Raw genomic sequence first — 16,814 nt, 5'->3', positions numbered from 1 at the left:
TGAACAGTTACTTATACATTTACGATGGCACAGTAACCTTCAATCGCTTTGTAATTCTACTGTTCATTCTATAGAAAAGCAACCAATAACTCAACTGAAACTGAGCGGATACCTCTGGAAAATAGCACAATCCCTCTATACGATACAGTTGTCAGATCCTACAAACTAGAAGCCTGCACTTATTAACGCCGAAGACCCACGGTTACAATTTCACATGCTCCCGTCTGCATGATCCATTCCTTGCTTGCAAAGGATACAGATGAAGCCCCTTCAATCTGGCTAGCCTCATACGTCTCTCCCTCTTCCTCCAGTACATTGCTCTTATACATGGCTTCCCATGAAAGTGAGCTTGTCGGAGTTGCAGCAAGTCTCAGTGTAGTCGCTTCTGTTGTCATGTTGTACCAGCGAAGCATCAGATCTCCTGAATCCGTATTGACCTTGAGTGATGAAAATGCCAATCCTTCTCCTTGCCACGCAAGTAGGGAATGACTAGGTGTGAGATCACCCGGATGTACTTCAGTTTGTACCCGTGTCCACGGCACTTGGAACTGATAGGCCTCGATGTATGCATCTGCAGCTGCAGCATGTCCATGATGCGGGATGATCTCCAGTTGAAACGAATGCTCTCCCAGACATTGGGCTTCTGGTGTCGGGAACAATCCCCAGTCTCCGAGTTCACCGACAGCTCGCAGTAAGGTAACGGCAATCGTATTGCGTCCATCCTGAAGGACTTCATACTCGTTCAGACCCAAGTTGGCAACGACTAATCCTGCCTGGTCTTCACTCACATCCACAAAGCTCTGCTGATGCTGCGTATTGCTAGGATTTTGCCACTCTGGTGCAGGTATATTATCCCTTGTAGCGATCTCGAACATGGAATCCGCACGGTGAACAGCCGTCTTCAGATCTGTTGGAAAAAGAGCCCGAACCCGATGATCCTTCGCTTGATTGTTAAACGTCGTTTCCATGTGAACTCCTTTTCCACTTCGACTGAGCGATATAACAGTACGAATCTCTAAAGGAATCATACTTCCCGAACGCTTTGCTTTGCGGTATGGATAATAGATCAATTCCCGTTGCTCACGATCCAATAATTCATCTGCCGACTCAGGAACCTCCCAATGATGAACCATTTCGTAGGAGATACGATAGAGTGTATTCTCAATGACTCGAATCTCCGCCACAAGATCTTGTGTTGTCCTAGCCACTTCGTTTTCTGGCTGTTTGAACATATACTCATTCCCGATATCGCCAACATCCTCATATATACCAAGGTCATGATATGTGCGATCTGTCTGTTTATCTGTGATCGAGAACGAACCGTTGTCTGCAATGACTACCGATAGATATTCATTTTCCATACCACGCTCTTTATGCTGTAATGTGGCTTCATTTGAAAGTTGTCCATCATGAACTTCTTCATTAAATATCCCTTCACTGCGAACCCAGGCATATGTCTTCAAGCCAAGTGCAGGCACCTTCTCGGCTTCGAAAGTGATTCTGACCCGTCGGCAGCTGTATGGCTGGCGAAAGCGATCATCTGGTAGATCATAACCGAATTGCAGACCAAGATCCTCTACTGTGCACGGGACGGATGCCCCATGTTCATCAACTAGAATACGATTGGATAGATCGATTTCGTTCATCTGAAGAGCCATCTCTTCCAAGGAATAGCCATCACGGAAGTATCTACGCGCAGCATCCAGCTCCATCTGTACCACACCACTACGTTCCCAACCTGTTGTATTGAAGGTAATGAGTGGCCGTGCATCCCCGCCATAGCTGCTAAAGATGGATGTATCCACCATGCTAGCGATCTCGCTGCTGCTCTGCTCAACCAAAGCTTCGGCTACATGACGGCTCTTGTCGAATCGGGTGACCATTTCGCGATGTACCTCGTCCACACTGCATCCACAGATACTATCATGGGGATGATTTTGCATTAACGTTTTCCAAGCATATGTCAGTTGATCATGCGGATAGGCACGTCCAAGCATATATGCATAGGACGCCAGTGGTTCAGCCACTTTTTCCAGCATCGCTTGCCCCAATTGATTCATCTGTTTGAGATACACACGAGCGGAGGCCGTATTCACAAGGGTTCCCCAGCCATCGGTACGCTGACTACGTAGTTCCCCTTTTACCGTGGATAGCTCATGTTCAGCATTTCCTCTCAGTGCTTCTAGATAATCTGGAAAATTGGAGTGAACAAACTCAATATCAGGGTATAATTGTTCCGCCATCCGAATGGCTTCTGGCAGGTCCCGCTGGATCGGCTGATGATCACAACCGTTCATGTACAACAACTCATTGGTCGAAGCATATTTCTCTGCGTCTGCAAGCTTGGTTTCCCAGAACTTCCGAGCTGACGCCTCATCCACCGGAACCTCATTCCCGTTCGAGTACCAGTTAGCAAACAAAACCCCGAGCACTTTCGATCCATCCGGTCCTTCCCACATCAGCTCGGAGAAACTGGATTCATATCCTTCATCCGATACCGTATTGTTAAAACCTGTAGGTTTAACGCCACGACCAAAGAAGACATTATCAATCCCCGATTGCAGCATGAGCTGCGGGGTCTGTCCAACCAGACCAAACGTATCAGGAAAATAACCGATCTTCGAGGGTGTGCCATAACGCTTGGCATCCTGATGCCCAACCTGCATATTACGCACATTGGCTTCCCCACTCGTCAGGAATGCATCCTGCAAAATGTACCAAGGACCAATGACAATTCTTCCGTTACGGATATGTTTCTCCAGTCGTTCCTTCTGCTCTGGACGAACCTGAAGGTAATCCTCAATAATAATCGTCTGCCCATCCAAGTAAAAGCTTTTGTAATCCAGTCCCTCATCCAATTGATCCAACAGCGAATCTACCAGTTGTACTAAACGCATATGATGCTTCTCATACGGCAGGTACCACTCACGATCCCAGTGCGTATGTGAGATAATATGTGCTCTCTTTGATTTTGGAGGTCTACTTCCTGATTCCGTAGTTAGATCTTGGTCTGCTTGTGTAGTTGGTTCTGTATGTTGTTGGGTCATCGTGTTATCCTACCTCTCCATCTTGTTGTATAATCTCAACCTCATCAGGACGATACACGGCAAGCAACTTGCCATCAGAGCCTGTGGCAAACAGCACAGAACGATCTTTCTCCAGTTGGAACGTATACGAAACGCCGGTACGTTTATCTCTTATTTGAACTTGATGATTTATCGAAGATTCTGACACAAACACAAATACATTCCCTTTTGGGAAACTCAGCTTCCGACCGTAGATGCCCGCAATGTCTCCGCCAGATCTCCATTCCAGCTCCTCATGCACACCGGCAATACCGGTCGCATAACGATACAACGCTGCCAGTGGCTCATCCCGTCCGTTTAATTCAAGCGGTAGCGGCGTCCAGATCAATTTACCTTTTCCCCAGGTCTTAACGGTTACCTCATCCGGCTTGCCATAATCCCGACCAGATAATGTCTCCTTCGCCACCTCAGCAATGCGACGTCGTCCATAAGTTACCCGATGATTCATCCCATTTATATTTAGTAGTTCTTCACGCTGTACGTTACCCAATGTTCGTGTACCCACGACATGGTCTGCGAAGTCATTTGGCTTCCAATAGGCGTCCAGTCCCAGCGGCCCAGTGATGAGCAAACTTATTCCTTTTTGCTCCGTATACGCAAACAATTGACGTAATGCATCACGATCCATATTGTGTGGGCTCGGTACGATCACTAGCTTCGGTGGTTGCTGCTCCAACGCTTCAAGGTGATACTCCGATACGGCGCGAAATGGCAATTTGAGATCATAGGATATCACACGAGTGAGCTTGGTTGTAGCATCATAAGCCAGGGAACGGTTCGAGAAGTCGTTAGAATAGGGGAACACTACCGCAATCTCCTCAAGCTCCCGATCCTCGAAGAGATCACGAACCTGATCAATAAATCGACCGTAAGCGTACGATACATCTGCCTCCGGTTTCTCCGTACCATCTGCACGAAGTGCTCCGATATGGGACTCATTCGCATTATCCATATAGAAGTTGGTATTCCAGATCCATTGCACCGCTCCTGCCCCCCCTGTAGCAAACGCATAAGCGTATTTGCGTTCAAGAATGTTATGGAGTTCCGCCTCTGTGCGTTTGGCTCTTCCGTCCGGTGTTTCCACATACATGATGCCCGTCTCCTGGACGAGATTGGGCTTATGTGGCGTTTTGGTAAAAATGCCATCCCAGATCAGATCATCGTTCAGCCACCAGGAATGTACCGTTGTGTAGTCCACCTCACGCTCATAAAAGAATGGCGAAGGGCGCTGTGCACCAAGGGATTCATCCTGTCCAACCGTGACCAGATGATTGGGCACCAGATCCTTAATTGCATGAACAAGTTCTTGAACCCATGCATTGTGCATCTCCATAGAAAAGAGGCAATAATCAAGCCAGCGCGTTCCTTTCTTTGCCTTGTGCATATCCTGTACGTCAAAATTAATGTCTTCCGGCTCTGGAATGACTGCGGCTGCAAAACGGGGAAGCTGCTGAGGCGACATGTTCCATGCCTCCTGAAGCACTTCAATCGATTCATGCCGCTGTTGTAGCCACTCCACAAAAGCCTGCTGTTCATGCGAATCCCTAGCCGAGCGCGGACCATCCGAGAAAATACGTACTGGGTCAAACATCGATGGCTCGTTAATCAGATCCCAATCCACATGTGTGGTATGTCTATGCCGACTGACGATACTGCGTATAAACCGCTTCTGTGCTTCAACACTTTGCGGATCCAAAAATGGATTCGCGCCTTCCCAGGTCTCCGGTGTAAAAGAGAAGAAAGTGAAAGTTACCTGCAAGCCGTGACGCTTAGCCGTTAACAGGAAGGCATCAATCGCACGCAGCACATCCTCTGCCATATGACCATCCACCTGCATCATATTGCGATAGGCTGTCCAGATACCTGTCCGAATCCAGTTAATGCCCGCTTTCGCCATCTGTGCCATATCCCGATCCCATACGTCTGCATTCGGCAAGAACAGGAATTTACGTGCTACATCAGAGGTCATATAGGTCATACCAACCACAGGCAATGGCCGACCGTCTTTTACAAAATAATCTCTACTGCGGGTGATGACCTCTCCCTCTTCTAGCAATGGAGCATCGTGTCCCCAGAAGCCTTGGCGCAAAATTCGAACTTCCCCGTTCGCTGCCTGTGCTCGACATATGATGCGGTATAGTCCAGGCTTCACGGCCATTGGAAGGGGCAGGCGAATGAATTGCTGTTCATCAGAAATCTCCGTCTCGATCTGATGACTCCATACGTTTTCAGATGTGCCTTTTGCACGAATCTCCCGTTCAATCGTTACATCAAACGTCCACCACTCTGTCGACATACGCCTTTGCCCAGTACGTTTTAAGATCTGGCTTTGGAGGGTCAAAACGGGTAGTTCACCAGGCTCGTAAGTAGCATAATTCGGTTTCAAGGACAGCTCGGTTACTCCTTTGGCACAGAACTGTGCCCATCTCAACATTTCCGTTGCACCATCCTGCTCCCAAAAGGAGGTCGTAAGTGGCACATGGACAAACATCCAGCGTGAACCACTAAACGTACTGCGTGAATTTTCCCATAACACAACAGGAGCTGAGATTTTACGTTCGTCCTTACTCCATCCGCACAGCAGCGGGTAGATCTGTGTACTCATCGTTCCAGCCGAACCCATCTGGTGAGGTAGATCACTGTTTTTTGTCGTGTGCGGAACTAGATTCCATGTGTCAGCGATCTGAAACAGTCCCTCTTTGCCAGCAAGAAGAGGAATTTGTTCTGTGGCAGTGATCGTTTGAACTTTGGCTGAAGATACACTTAATGCCTCATGGATGTACAGTTCTTGATGATATGCTGTTTGCTCCGATTCCACGATCCATGCTCCAGCCTCATCTCGTACAGGTCGCTTGAAAGGCGCCCCACCGACACTGATCAGGCTCCCTCCCTGCTGTAGATAGGCGATAATTGCTGTCCATGCTGATTTGGGAAAATAGGGCGCGTGCAGATTCACCAGACAGCCTTCACCTGCGGTGGAATTTAGCAGCTCAGCTAGTTGATGCGCATCTGCAACAACAATCTCTTGTGTCGCTTGCCATGTATCCACAGCCTGCTTAGAAGGTAGAGCGCTCTCTACCGGAAAATTCGGGTCAGCAAAAATGATCCATTTGGAATTATTCATCTGTGCATTGCTCATAGCAGGCCGGCCTTCATCGATTTATAAATCAACTGGGAGAACAGGCTGTTCGACCATGCAAACCATTTTCGTGTAAAAATGGTTGGATCATCCGCATGAAACCCTTCATGCATATAACCGCTGTCCGCATCTGTCGCTTCAAGCATGCGAATAATCTCCAGCTTTTCCTCGTCTGATTGTGCAGTCAATCCTTGCATCGACAAGCCCATATGCCAGATGTAATTCGGTGGTGTGTGCGGACTGCCGATTCCTTTGGCAACTTTGCCCTCATAATAGAAAGGATTCTCTTTACTTAGAGCAAACCGGCGAGTGTTTTGATAAATTGGATCATCCGCTGTAACGTAACCGAGATATGGAATAGACATGAGTCCAGGTGTACCCGCATCGTCCATCAGACAATAGTTCCCGTAGCCATCCGTTTCGTACGCATAGATCGGTCCAAATTCAGGGTGTCGATAAATACCGTACAATTGAATACCATGATCTACATCCTGTTCCAGATCCTTAAGCTCCTGCAACAATGCCATATCTCTGAACACCCATTCCGCAAACTCCTGCATCTGGCGCAAAGCAACAACCGCAAACATATTCCCTGGAATGTTGTAGTGGAAGTCACACGCATCGTCACTGGAACGGAAGCCTGACCAGATCATTCCCGTATAATTTACAGGCATACCCTTCCCTTGATTACGGAGAGAGTCTGTTGGGATGCCATTATTACGTGTGAAACGATAAGGGGATTGCTCCATATGGTGCTGTTCGACTTTGAACAGATCAATCATTTTACGCATCGCTGCCTTGAAGCTGGTATCGAAAATATCCGTCAGTTCCGTTTCTTTCCAATATAAATACGCCAATCTCACAACGAAGCATAAGGAGTCGATCTCAAATTTGCGTTCCCATACCCATGGCGACATGTCCGTCTCGTCCGTTGTGTTCCAGTGCCAATCATTAGCGGTTTCGTTGAAGGCATTCGCATACGGATCAATGTGCACATATTGGATGTGACGCTTAATCAGCCCACCAATCATGCGTTGCAGATCCTCGTCTTCCTTGGCAAACGGAAGATAGTGTATCACCTGTTCCACAGAATCACGCAGCCAGGAAGCTGGAATATCCCCAGTAATAACAAACGTGGTACCATCCTCCATTAACTTCGTTGTTGTCTCAATGGTATTGGGAAAACAGTTCTTGAATAACTGAAGCAGCTTCGGTCGGTGAGCCAGCTTCTGTTCCGCTTCTTCCAATACCGCCTGAATGGATTGTGGCAAAGCAACAGGTGGCATCGGTATTTTCGGTAATCTGAATTGTTCCATAGATGAATGCACTCCTCTAAATAAATTGAATGATGTTTAGCTATGTAAACTCACCAGTAATACTCACACCAGGCACTGCGATGACAGAATAACCTTACGATCGCTCTTACCCCCAGATTTTTGATTCACTTTTCTAAAGGGTAAAATCCGGGGATAAAGGCGACCGCTACGCTTCTTCAGGTTTTTTCTGTCCTCTTCGTTAACGTGTGAATAAAGAGCTGAACATACATAGCCCAGAGAGTATTTCAAAAACGTTTAGCGCAGTAGCACCGTTTTAATCTCGTAAGGGTCAAAGGTCAGTGTGATCTGACCATTGGTGATATTTAACGGCTCGCCAACCTCCTCCAAAGCATTGGAGAGACAGGCTTGCTCCAACCCATGCGACCATTGCAGAGTTACACGTTCCCGGGTACCTGAAGATTCATAGAAACGAAGCACCTGTCCGTAGCCGTCCTCTGCCGGTTTAACGGTATCCAGCACGACATGATGACTATCCAAATGGATCCAGCTTCCTCTTGCCGGAAGATCACCTTCACTCTGTTCTGTATGCTGGACAGTTAGTTCATGATTCAGTTCGGCTGCTTGACGGACGATATGTGCTTGCTGCCAATCTCCTTCATGCGGGTACAGTGAATATGTGAATGTATGCTCTCCAAGGTCAGCTGTTCGGTCAGGCCATTTCGGAGCACGCAGCAGAGATAAACGCATCGTGCTACCCTGCACGTCATAGCCGTATTTGCAGTCATTAAGCAGGCTCACGCCATATCCGTATTCCGATACATCTGCGAAGCGATGTCCACAGACTTCATATTGGGCTTGCTCCCAACTCGTGTTACGATGGGTTGGCCGTTCCAATGCGCCAAACGGAATTTCGAATGTAGCCTTGGACGTTACTACATCAATTGGGAAGCTCACTTTCAGCAGCTTATGTTCTTCATTCCAGTCCACATGGGTCTCGAAATCGATCCGAGGTGAATCATGATAAAAGACAACATCCTGCGTAATCACCGATTGGTGAAGCTTCCATTGGAAGTGCAGCACATCCTTCGTTGTTCCCGCTAGCACCAGCTTTTTCTTCAACAGCTGCACTTCACCAGCGACCTGATCTTCATAACGGGTATCAATATCCCAAGCATCCCAGAGTGTCGGACGGTCATGGAAAAAGTGAAATTGGTTGCCTCGTTCACCTGGTTTCAGTATCTCTCGCTCTGCGCGCTTATCCCATAAACGAGTGATCTCTCCTCGTTCGTTAAACTGTACATGGTAAAATGCCGTTTCCCATGTATCGTTAAAACTCGGTTGCCCAGCATGATTCGTCAGTTCTCGTACATGGGTATCCCTTGTATTTTCCGGTACCAGCCAGATCGTCTTATATCCAAACGCCGGGATATCTGTCAATAGAATGGACATGCCATCCTCTTCCAGATCTGATTGCAGACGCTGACCTTCTCCATCTATAACATATCGATCAAAGCCATCATGGAATGGAAGACGAACGAGTGCATTACGTTTCCACCCGAGACTGTTAAACACAACGTAGGCTGCAGAGCCAGCTGGCCCTTGTGTGTCGATTCTCTTCATTAGTGCTGTGATACCTTGATGTAGAGCAGTCGTACCCAGTTCAAATACTTGCCTGTATTCCTCATCTGAAGTCACGTAAGATTCTGTAATGGCCGAGCCTGGAATAATATCATGGAATTGATTCAGCAATATCAGCTTCCAGCCATCATGTAGTGTCGAACGCATCTCAGCTTCCGTGTCTACGCTCATATCCGGAAAAGCGAAAGTGCTCCATAATTCGGCTTCACGATACAGCACTTCTGCTTTGCGGTTATTGCGTTTGTTGCGTGCATGGGTGGTATAAGTTCCTCGGTGAAGCTCCAAATACAGGTCGCCATGCCACTTTGGAAGAACGGGCTGTTCCTGTTCAATTCCAGCAAAAAAGGCTCCGGCTGTGCTATATCGACTTGCAGGCTGGCCTACCATAAGACTCGCACGATCCACGTACTCCAGCATCTCGCGTGTTACCCCGCCACCACCATCACCGTGTCCATATAAGAGCATTTGCTCGGGATGTGCTGCTTTCTCCCGGTATGACTGCCAGTGGTCGTGGATATCCTTCGGCAAGGTGTGTTCATTGACGCCATGATTGAGGTAGGACAAAATCGCTGTTCCGTCTATACCAACCCAGTGAAAGAGATCATAGGGGAATACATTCGTGTCGTTCCAACCCAGCTTCGTGGTCATGAAATAATCGACATTCCCATGCTTCAGAATCTGGGGAAGAGACGCACAGTATCCAAACGTATCCGGCAGCCACTCAATATTCGATGTCTTGCCAAACTCCTCCATATAAAAACGTTGACCATATAACATCTGACGAATCAAGGATTCACCGCTTGGGATGTTTAGATCCGGCTCAACCCACATGCCACCAACTAACTCCCACCGATCCTCCGCAATCCGCTGCTTCACCCGTTCATATAGTTCAGGGTCATGCTCTTTCAGGAAGGCATACAGCAAAGGCTGACTCTGGGAATAGACATATCCAGGGTATTCATTCATTAGTGCATCCACGGTGGAGAAGGTCCGACTTGTTTTGCGCACCGTCTCGCGTACAGGCCACAGCCAAGCGATATCAATGTGTGATTGTCCCACCATATGCTCCAGCCCTTCCGCATTACCGCCGATCTGATGGACTTGATGCCTCAAGCTCTTCTCAATCTGACGAATGTGATCTCCTTGCCTAATCTCTTCATCCGTTAAGCCAACGAATTGATCCATGGACTGATACAATGCTTCCAGCAACCGTACCCGTCGAAAGTCACTCTCCGGCAGCAATGTAGCCGAATCACGTACAATAGTGACCGTGTACATCAGACTACGAACCGCTTCATTCGGTCTCACCAGCAAGCTGGTAATCGAAGTTATCGGTGGTTGAATAACTGCCTGTTGATTCAAGGGATCTACAGGTTCAGGAACTGGATCGAACATCTCAATTTCCAGTTCAGGGGAGATTCCGACTTGGGACGGATCAAGCGTAACGTAGGTATGATTGCGATCCAGCCCTTGATATGAGCGTCCATTTACCCGTAACAAACCTTCTCCTCCAGTTTCAAAGACCAGTCCGTACGGCGCATCCCGCCAAGAGTTAGGAATCTCTAAACGTGCTCTGAAGAAATAGGTTGTTCCCTGCTTGCTTGGAAACCGCTCGAAATCCTGCCCTTCCAGATACACACCCTGATCCTTGTAGTCCCCCGGTACATTATAATAAGCGCGGTGAATGTCCCAACTGCGCAACTGCAATTGCTCCAGCCACTGCCGTTCCGATAACTCACGAATAAATCGTCTGATACGTTCCAAGATTTACGCCTCCTCTACGGTCAGCTCGACCATCTGGGTATCGTTTACGTTGCGACCGATATGAATGTGGAATTGTCCCGCTTCAACAACAGGCTTCAGCTCGCGTCCAATATATTGAAGCTGCTCTGCCCCGATAGAAAATTCAATATTCCGTGTCTCACCCGGCTCTACATTCACTTTGACAAACCCCTTGAGTTCCTTCGCTGGCCGGGTAATTGAGCTTATGACATCGGAAATGTACAGTTGTACTACCTCGGCGCCTGCACAGCTGCCTGTGTTGGTCACATGCACCGATACAGTGACTGATTCACCCGTAGTCATGGAATTCGCACTAAGCTTCGGCTCGCTGTATTCAAAGGTCGTATAGCTGAGGCCATATCCGAAGGAGTAACGCGGCTGCAGATCCTCTTCTAGATAACGCTTGCCACGAGACCGTTTACCGTTATAGTAGACTGGTAGTTGACCCACATGCTTAGGGATGGAGATTGTCAAACGGCCTGAAGGATTCACGTCGCCAAACAGAATGTCAGCAACTGCATGTCCTCCCTCTTGACCTGGGTACCACGCCTCCAGAATGGCATCGGCATGTTCGTCAACCCACGGTTCTGCAATAGGACGACCATTGATGTAGACCACAACCAGTGTTTTTCCAAGTTTATGGACCTCCTGAATGAGTTCCAGTTGTACACCGGCAAGTCCTAAGGTCATCCGATCAATCCCTTCGCCGCACTCCATATCGTTCCATGTGTTATCGGACACTTTCGAAGCTCCCGTCTTCAGGTCAATCGTGCCCTCTCCAAAATCACGGGCACTGGAGCCACCCACGACCATAATGACCGTATCTGCCTTACTTGCAACTTCTATAGCCCGCTCGAATCCTTCCCTTGAATCACCTCTAATACGACAACCTGGTGCATATAGCACTTGCTCTGAGGACTGCACAGTCTCAGAACACATGAACTTGCTTCGAATACCATCCAGTACCGTCTGTACCTTGGACTTCGGTTGGGGCGATGTGTAATCGCCAAGTTGATTGTATGCTTGATCCGCATTGGGTCCAATAACGGCAATCCGTCCTACCGTTGCTATAGATAACGGGAGTGTAGCGGCTTCATTTTTGAGTAATACAACCCCCTCCGCGGCCAATTGACGAGCAAGCTTGATATGCTGCTCATTTCCAATCACTTCAGCCGCTTGATCAGCATCCACATACGGCTGTTCGAATAGCCCTAATCTAAACTTCAATGCCAGTACACGACGGACAGCCTGATCTAGAACTTGTACTTCAAGCTTTCCCTCTGCCACAGCCTGCTTCAGATATTGTCCAAACATCTCGCCAGACATTTCCATATCAATACCTGCCTGAATCGCCTGCACCGATGCATGCAATCCATCGGATGCAACGTCATGTCCGCTGGCCAGCATGTTAATGGCACCACAGTCTGTAATGACCAGACCCTCAAAGCCCCAATCTTTACGCAATATGCGATCGAGCAATTCGCTATTTACCGTGCAAGGTACACCATCAATTTCGTTGTAAGCCGGCATAATAGAGGCCGCACCAGCCTCCACCGCTTTATGAAAAGGATACAGATCAACTTCCAACAGTTCACGCCAGCCCATATGCACAGGCCCTGCATTACGCCCGCCTTCTGAGCTGCCATAACCAACAAAATGCTTCAATGTCGCAGCCACTGTGTCTTCTTGGTCAAGGCTCTCACCCTGAAGTCCCTGCACCGAAGCAACGGCCAATTCCCCGATGAGATACGGATCTTCTCCGAAACATTCTTCAGTACGTCCCCAGCGTGGATCACGCACGACATCCAGTACTGGTGAATACGTAACTGCACCGCCTTGGGCACGAGTCTCTCGTGCCACTGCACGGCACATCTCTCGATACAGATCTACGTTCCAGGTGCTCCCCAGCAGAAGAGGAACTGGAAAGACGGTTCCATCAATCGCCATGTGTCCATGCGAGCATTCTTCACCGATAAGAATGGGAATGCCCAGTCTAGAATGCTCTATAGCATAACGTTGGATGAGATTAACTGCTTCTGCCCCTTCTCTCGCAGATAACCCATTCTCTAGCGTAACGCCAGTCCATGGGTCTGCCCGAAGTGCACCATAGAGGGAGCCGATGCCCCCCTGTTCTACTTGCTGCTTGAAGGATTCATTTAGTGTGATGTTTCCCTCATTATTCGTGTAGGTCTGCCAACCGAAGGGTTGGACAAGCTGCCCTATCTTTTCCTCGATTGTCATAAGACTCAGCAAATGCTCTACCCGTTCAGCTACCGATTTACTAGCGTCCTTATAAATCATCATCCTGCATCTCTCCAATCCTATCGCGTGATTCGGTTATTCTTTGACTGCTCCCACCGTCAATCCCTGCACGAAATAACGCTGGAAGAATGGATATGCGAATATAATCGGCAATGTTGCAAGCACAACCATCGCCATCCTCGACGTATCCTGTGGAATGGACTGCATCGCTGCTAGACTCATTGAACTGTTGGCCGAGTTTTGCTGGATAAACTGGATGCTTGATTCAATCCGCATCAGCATCGATTGCAGAGGAACCAGATTGGGGTTATCAATGTATAAGAGCGCATTAAACCAATCGTTCCAGTAGCCGAGTGTACTAAAGAGTCCAATGGTCGCCAGACCTGGCAAGGACAATGGAATTACAATTTTCATAAATGTATAAAATTCGCCTGCACCATCAATTCGTGCTGACTCAATAACGGCATCAGGCACACTCGTAGAGTAGAATGTACGAAGAATCATAATGTAGAAGGCGTTCATCGCAAGTGGCAGTATAAGTGCCCATACGGTATCCTTTAGTCCAAGCAATTGGGATACAACCATATAGGTCGGGATCATCCCGCCGTTAAACAACATCGTCAGAATAGCAAAAATGGAGAAGAATCTCCGATAACGGAAGCTCTTACGTGAAATCGCATAAGCATACAGAGACATCAGAATTAGACTGATGATCGTACCAAGCACGGTCACCAAAATAGTCACACCATAAGCACGTAGCAATGTGTCGCCACTCTGCCAGACAAACTGATAGGCCGCAAGGCTCCACTCAGCAGGAATCAGTCGGTAACCGTCACGAGCCAGCACCTTCTCATCCGTAAACGAGATAATAACGACAAAAATAAAAGGAAACACACAGATCAGAGCGAATAGACCGGCAATGAGGTTCATCATCACGTTCCAGCCACTAGATACATGGTGGAAGTCGCGTTTTTTAACAAGTTGAGCTTGAGCCATAATGGTTCACTCCTTTCTCTGGTTCTAGAATAAACTGCTGTCTTTATCGATTTTGCGAACGACATAGTTGGAGATGATTACAAGCACAAAGCCCACAATGGACTGATACAATCCAGCAGCTGTACTCATTCCAATCTCTCCGCTTGTTTTCAAGCCACGATAGACATACGTATCAATAACATTCGTAACCGAGAAGAGCGTACCCGAGTCCCTTGGCACCTGATAGAACAGTCCAAAGTCGGCATAGAAGATGCGGCCTACGGCCAGCAAGGTCATAATGGTAATGATCGGTGACAGCAATGGGATCGTAATGTTGCGAATCTGCTGCCATTTGTTCGCTCCATCGATCATGGCTGCTTCATACAGCGAACGATCAATCCCCAGAATAGATGCTAGGTACACGATGCTGTTGTAACCAATGGTTTTCCATAATGCGACAAAAACTAGAATATACGGCCAATACTTAGCCTCGGAGTACCACTGAATCGGCTCCATTCCAAACCAGCCAATAATCTGATTCAACATCCCTCGATCCATGCTCAGGAAGCTGAAGACGAAGTAACCAACGATAACCCAGGACAAAAAGTAGGGAAGAAACATCCCTGTTTGATATAACTTAGCTAACCGTTTATTAATGAGTTCCGAGAGTAGAATCGCTAACCCTACTGCAAAAACCAGCCCTAAAAAAATAATGGCGATATTATAAAAGAGGGTATTTCGCGTAATCAGCCATGCGTCATTTGTGCTGAATAGAAATTTGAAATTGTCCCAGCCTACCCATTCACTCTTGATCAGACTTGCCCAAAAGCCTTCGCGACTGACTCGATATTCCTTGAAAGCAGCCACCGTGCCCACGAGTGGAAGATAAGAGAAGAAGAAAAACCAGATGGCACCAGGCAGTACCATAAACAACATGACTCGGTTTCTAATCAGATTTTTCAAAAATGTAGTCATTGTGGATATCCTCCTTCAAGCTCTGAATAAAAAAAGATCGGACGCGATAAGCAGCCGCCCGATCCTTACAAATTACGTTTACTTGTTTTCCGCTCTCCAGGCGTCCAGTTGGCTTTGGGCTTCAGCCATTACTTTCTCCAGTCCGGCTTGATTGAATTTCTCAATCACTTGATCCAGATTGGTTGCCGGGTCTAGTGTACCTGTCATCAAAGCTGCCCAATATTGCTCTTTCACGTTCTGTACAGCCGTAAGTTCAGCGGATACATTGCTCGCATCAAAGTTGAAGCTGAGGATCGGAGAATTCACACCTTCAGCATTAAACTTTTTGAACTCATCCCATTTGTTGTCCGGGTCATTGCTGTTCAGATACAGCAGCATGTTATTCCCGAGGGAGTATGAAGGCATATCGTAGTTTTTCGATTCAGGCAGATTCTCCATGTGGGTGTCATCTACTTTTTTGTAATGCGTGCCCTCGATCCCGGAGTCAACCATATTGCGGAGAACCGGATCTGTATTCAGAAGGTTCAAGAATTCCATTGCTTTCTCTGGATATTCCGAATTCGCTGAGATTGCCATAATTGATCCTTGTACAGATGTATTTGTAATAATTGCATCACTTGCTGGTGTGGAAACAACCGGATATCCATAGCTTGCAGACCATTGGTTATCTGCCATTGGTTGTGTCTGTGCACGATCAAGGAACCAGTTACCGGATGTCGTGAGATCGTTCGTAGAGCCTGTCGTTGCAGCTTCTGCCGATACATAACCAGCCTTATAGTATTTATTCATGGTGGTAAGTGCTTCTTTCATCTCAGGTGCTTCTAAGACATTCACGATTTTGTAGTCTGTTGTGTCCAATTTGATTGCCATTGGGAGGTTCTGGATGACATAGTCATATGGCACATAAGGGACATAGTTCTTATCCATAGCAAATGGTGTAACACTTGGCTCATTTTCCTTGATCGTTTTGAGCAGAGGCTCTAAACTGTCTAACGTTCGAATGCCGGAGATATCCAGCTTGTATTTATCTAGTAAGGTCTGGTTGAAACGCCATACCTCTTGCTGTGGCAACTCTTTGTTGGCTGGAATACCGTAATTGTGTCCGTCTACCTTGGAACCACTAAGGAATGCCGGATCGATTGTATCCATCAGCTCCTTACCGTACTCAGGAAGCAACTCATCTAGTTCCATGAATGCACCTTTTCTCGCATTTAGGACATAATCGAATCCACCAGAAGCAGTAAACAAGATATCCATTGGTTCACCAGACGCTACGTTAACCTGCATCTTCTGTGGATAATCACCCCAGTCAACCATCTTCATTGTCACTGTGGCATTAATCTTTTCTTTGGTGTACTTGCTAACTTCCTCCATAACTTTATTAACATCCTTTTGCGGTGTACCAATGGTGTACCAGATCAACTCGACCGAGTCATCTCCCGCTCCTCCGGATTCTGAGGCCTCTTTGCTCCCCCCGCATGCACTAAGAACAAGCGTAACAGCCATTAACAATGCAAGAACGAGTGAGAAACGTTTTTTTGATTTACTCATTTTTATGACCCTCCCTTTTCGTGTTCCCTTCAGCGTTACAAACTAACTACATTAACCTTATCGAATGAAAGCATTTACAAAAAGAAGATAAACTTAAGGTTTCGAGGTACAAATTAAAGAGAAACAGAT

At 47.4% G+C, this 16,814-nt stretch carries 8 protein-coding genes; all 8 read right to left on the bottom strand.

What is annotated here, in order from left to right; translation table 11 throughout:
• Positions 1-182: 182 nt before the first annotated feature.
• A complete protein-coding gene (locus tag ASD24_RS26740; protein WP_082560586.1) occupies positions 183-3,047 on the bottom strand; it encodes an alpha-mannosidase in 2,865 nt (954 codons plus the stop codon).
• A gap of 4 nt (positions 3,048-3,051) precedes the next feature.
• The gene (locus ASD24_RS26735) at positions 3,052-6,210 is read right to left on the bottom strand and encodes a beta-galactosidase (protein WP_056702870.1); all 3,159 of its coding nucleotides are present in this window, start codon (positions 6,208-6,210) and stop codon (positions 3,052-3,054) included.
• A gap of 11 nt (positions 6,211-6,221) precedes the next feature.
• Entirely contained in the window at positions 6,222-7,541 is a 1,320-nt protein-coding gene (locus ASD24_RS26730) for a glycoside hydrolase family 125 protein (RefSeq protein ID WP_056702434.1), read from the bottom strand.
• A 255-nt stretch (positions 7,542-7,796) separates the two neighbouring features.
• Entirely contained in the window at positions 7,797-10,904 is a 3,108-nt protein-coding gene (locus ASD24_RS26725) for an alpha-mannosidase (RefSeq protein ID WP_056702432.1), read from the bottom strand.
• A gap of 3 nt (positions 10,905-10,907) precedes the next feature.
• Positions 10,908-13,226 carry a glycoside hydrolase family 3 N-terminal domain-containing protein gene (locus tag ASD24_RS26720; protein ID WP_200956204.1) on the bottom strand — a complete coding sequence of 773 codons (2,319 nt, stop codon included), beginning with the start codon at positions 13,224-13,226 and terminating at the stop codon, positions 10,908-10,910.
• A gap of 33 nt (positions 13,227-13,259) precedes the next feature.
• Positions 13,260-14,180: a carbohydrate ABC transporter permease gene (locus ASD24_RS26715; RefSeq protein WP_056702430.1), complete on the bottom strand. Its 921-nt coding sequence runs from the start codon at positions 14,178-14,180 to the stop codon at positions 13,260-13,262.
• A gap of 24 nt (positions 14,181-14,204) precedes the next feature.
• On the bottom strand, positions 14,205-15,134 hold the full coding sequence (locus ASD24_RS26710) for an ABC transporter permease (RefSeq protein WP_056702423.1): 930 nt from the start codon (positions 15,132-15,134) through the stop codon (positions 14,205-14,207).
• A 78-nt stretch (positions 15,135-15,212) separates the two neighbouring features.
• Positions 15,213-16,685 (bottom strand): ABC transporter substrate-binding protein, encoded by a 1,473-nt coding sequence (locus ASD24_RS26705; protein WP_056702420.1) that lies wholly within the window; start codon positions 16,683-16,685, stop codon positions 15,213-15,215.
• Between the last annotated feature and the right edge of the window lie 129 nt (positions 16,686-16,814).

It is taken from the genome of Paenibacillus sp. Root52, from assembly GCF_001426865.1.
Taxonomy (GTDB): domain Bacteria; phylum Bacillota; class Bacilli; order Paenibacillales; family Paenibacillaceae; genus Paenibacillus.
The sequence above is the reverse complement of the archived record's forward strand: the minus strand, read 5'-3'. Positions and strand labels throughout refer to the sequence as shown.